Source organism: Mycobacterium sp. (assembly GCF_032162605.1).
Taxonomy (GTDB): Bacteria; Actinomycetota; Actinomycetes; order Mycobacteriales; family Mycobacteriaceae; genus Mycobacterium.
In genome coordinates this window covers 1-3,100 of record NZ_JAVROT010000354.1, presented here as the reverse complement: position 1 = coordinate 3,100, position 3,100 = coordinate 1, and the positions used below count along the sequence as shown (strand labels likewise).

Sequence of the window (3,100 nt, the reverse complement as noted above, 5' to 3'; positions counted from 1 at the left end):
AACAAGGCGTGGTCGGGTTCGCGGATCTCGAAGCGGCCCGTGCAGCCAGAGGACATCCACCGTGACATCGAAGAGGTCACGGACATGTGGGGCAGGCCGACGCTGCGGCAGTCCGGCGACATCGCCGAACACCTGAAGGACATCACCATCCACGTGTCGTTGACGCACGACGGCGACACTGCGGCGGCGGTCGCGGTGCTGGAGTCGGCCGGTTAGACATACAGCTCGCCTTCCGCGCACCCCCTCTCAGCGCGAGCGTGCGTGTCTGCTCCGCGACACGCCACGAGTTTGGTGCAACCGCGCACGCTCGTCACCGGTCGTGGACGCCTACTAACCTCGTTGCCATGAGCGATCTGGTCGACAAGGTGAAGTCGGTACTGCCATCGGTGCGCGCCGACCTCGAGGATCTCGTCCGCATCGAGTCGGTATGGGCCGACCCGGCGCGACGCGACGAGGTCCGGCGAAGTGCCGATGCGGTCTCGAAGTTGTTGTCGGAGGCAGGGTTCGACGACATTCGCATCGTCAGCGAGGGGGGTGCCCCAGCCGTCATTGCCCGCCATCCGGCGCCGCCCGGCGCCCCGACGGTTCTGCTGTATGCCCACCACGACGTGCAGCCAGAGGGCGACCGCTCCCAATGGGCCTCGCCTCCGTTCGAGCCCACTGAGCGCGACGGACGCCTGTACGGAAGGGGCACCGCCGACGACAAGGCGGGGATCGCCACGCATCTGGCCGCCATCCGGGCGTTCGACGGCAGCCTGCCGGTCGGCGTCACGGTGTTCGTGGAGGGCGAGGAGGAATCGGGATCCCCCTCGCTGGGTGCGCTGCTGACCGCCCACCAGGATCTGCTCGCCGCCGATGTCATCGTGATCGCCGACTCCGACAACTGGAGTACCGAGATCCCCTCGCTCACGGTGTCGCTTCGCGGGCTGGCCGACTGCGTCGTCGAGGTCGCCACGCTCGATCACGGACTGCATTCCGGCATGTGGGGCGGGGTGGTCCCCGATGCGCTGAGCGTGCTCGTCCGACTCCTGGCCAGCCTCCACGACGACGATGGCAACGTCGCGATCGCCGGGTTGCATCAGGGCTCGGCGGCCGACGTGGACTTCCCGCCCGAGCGCGTACGCGAGGAGTCCGGGCTGCTCGAGGGCGTCACCGAGATCGGTTCGGGCTCGGTGACCGACCGGCTGTGGGCCAAACCGGCGATCACCGTGATCGGCATCGACACGACGCCCATCGCGAAGTCGTCGAACACGTTGATCCCACGGGCCAGTGCCAAGGTCAGCCTGCGCGTCGCGCCAGGCGGTGACGCCGTCCAGCATCTGGGCGCCCTGACGCGCCATCTGGAGCAGCACGCCCCGTGGGGCGCCCGGGTGACGGTGACGCCGGGTGACGTCGGCCAGCCGTACGCCATAGACGCCAGCGGACCCGTCTACGACGCCGCGCGCTCCGCTTTCCGGCAGGCATGGGGGAGCGGTGCGATCGACACCGGGGTCGGCGGGTCGATTCCGTTCATCGCCGCGTTCGCCGCCGCGTTCCCCGAGGCGAAGATCCTCGTCACCGGCGTCGAAGATCCCGCGACGCAGGCGCACAGCATCGACGAGAGCCTCGATCTCGGAGTGCTCGAGCGCGCGGCCACGTCCGAGGCCCTGCTTCTTGAGGCGCTCGGCGCTCTACAGCGCTAGGTCGCTGATGAGCTTCGCGACGTGCCCGGTGGCCTTGACGTTGTAGCGGGCGACCTCGATCTTGCCCTTCTCGTCGACGACAAACGTCGAGCGGATGACGCCCTGAACCGTCTTGCCGTACATGGTCTTCTCGCCGAACGTGCCCCACTCGGTGAGCACCTTGCGTTCCGGATCGGACAGCAGGGGGAACGTCAGCCCCTCGGCGTCGCGGAACTTGGCGAGCTTCTCCGGCTTGTCCGGCGAGATGCCGATGACGTCGAGTCCGACCTCATTGAGATGCCCGAGGTTGTCCCGAAAGTCACATGCCTGTTTCGTACAGCCGGGGGTCGAGGCGGCGGGGTAGAAGTACACGATGACCTTGCGCCCCTTGTAGTCACTGAGCTTCACGGTCTTGCCGTCGGCGTCGGGCAGGCTGAAGGCGGGGGCCTTGTCGCCGACGGCGAGGCGGGTCGGTGGCATGAGTGAATGTCCCTTCGGTCGGCCGGTGCACGACGTCGTCGTGTGGCTCAACTAGGGTAATTCCCCGAGACAGCAACGCGATTGAAGGGGCTGACGTGGCGGACCGGGATCCGGACAAGATCAAGCAGGACATCGACGTGGCTCGCCACCAACTCGCGACCACGGTGGATGCCCTCGCAGAGCGTGCGAACCCGCGCCGGATCGCGGACGACGCCAGGGCCGCCGTGGTGCAGTTCGTCAAGAGGCCGCTGGTCGTGGTGTCCCTCGCGGGCGTGGGCACCGTCGTGCTGGTGCTGGTGATCCGACGGCTCAGGAATGGCTAGCGGACTTTCCGCGGCGGCGAAAGCCGAAGCGAAACCAGCCCAGGAACGAGAAGCCGGGGGGGTTGGCCCGGCGGCCGATCCTGGCGCAGCTGTGGACCGTTACGACGCCCTGCGCACCCGCGTCGTCAACCTCGACGGGTGACGCGGCGGTGGAGTGTGCCGCACCTGCGGTCGACATCAGCTAAGACCCCGTTCCTCTCTCAGAGATCAGAGCGAACATCCGCCCGCCTGACTCTAGCTAACGCCATCGTAGCATCCACTGCCCAGTGTTGTGTCGGGATTGACAATCCGTTTTCCCAGCTTAGGGCTTACGTTGCTGGAAATTCCGATCCATGGGGCAGTCAAGACTTTGCGCGCAAGCATTGATTTCAGCACACACACTGTGGCCCGTCCATGGGATCTGCGAGTTGATTACTCCAGTGTCAGTGGGTGTCAGTGGCTATCCAAGGCTACTTCGCGGAATGGGTTGACAAGGAGTCGGGCAGAACGGCGGGACATAGCTTCCGTCGGCTGTCGAGAAATCAGCGTGGGTTCGTGACGACTGCACGATCTCGTCCAGTATTTGCGCGCCGTGAGACGCCCGGTGCCAAATCCCGCAGCGCCGGGTTCGTGTCGATGGGCAGGTCAGCGTGCTTC

4 protein-coding genes are annotated in these 3,100 nt (G+C 66.5%); 3 read left to right on the top strand and 1 reads right to left on the bottom strand.

Annotated features, from left to right (window positions below):
- Both QOI01_RS20025 and QOI01_RS20020 read left to right on the top strand, forming a co-directional pair.
- Positions 1–216, top strand: a 216-nt coding sequence (locus QOI01_RS20025; protein ID WP_526383995.1) for a holo-ACP synthase, incomplete at its 5' end; no start/stop codon positions are given.
- A 128-nt stretch (positions 217–344) separates the two neighbouring features.
- Entirely contained in the window at positions 345–1,682 is a 1,338-nt protein-coding gene (locus QOI01_RS20020) for a M20/M25/M40 family metallo-hydrolase (RefSeq protein WP_526383993.1), read from the top strand.
- On the opposite strand, the gene bcp is transcribed toward QOI01_RS20020, so the two are convergent.
- A complete protein-coding gene (gene bcp, locus QOI01_RS20015; RefSeq protein ID WP_526383991.1) occupies positions 1,671–2,141 on the bottom strand; it encodes a thioredoxin-dependent thiol peroxidase in 471 nt (156 codons plus the stop codon). The genes QOI01_RS20020 and bcp overlap by 12 nt on opposite strands.
- 95 nt (positions 2,142–2,236) lie before the next feature.
- On the opposite strand from bcp, the gene QOI01_RS20010 reads away from it, so the two are divergent.
- Positions 2,237–2,464 (top strand): DUF3618 domain-containing protein, encoded by a 228-nt coding sequence (locus QOI01_RS20010; RefSeq protein WP_526383989.1) that lies wholly within the window; start codon positions 2,237–2,239, stop codon positions 2,462–2,464.
- The last annotated feature ends 636 nt before the right edge of the window (positions 2,465–3,100 follow it).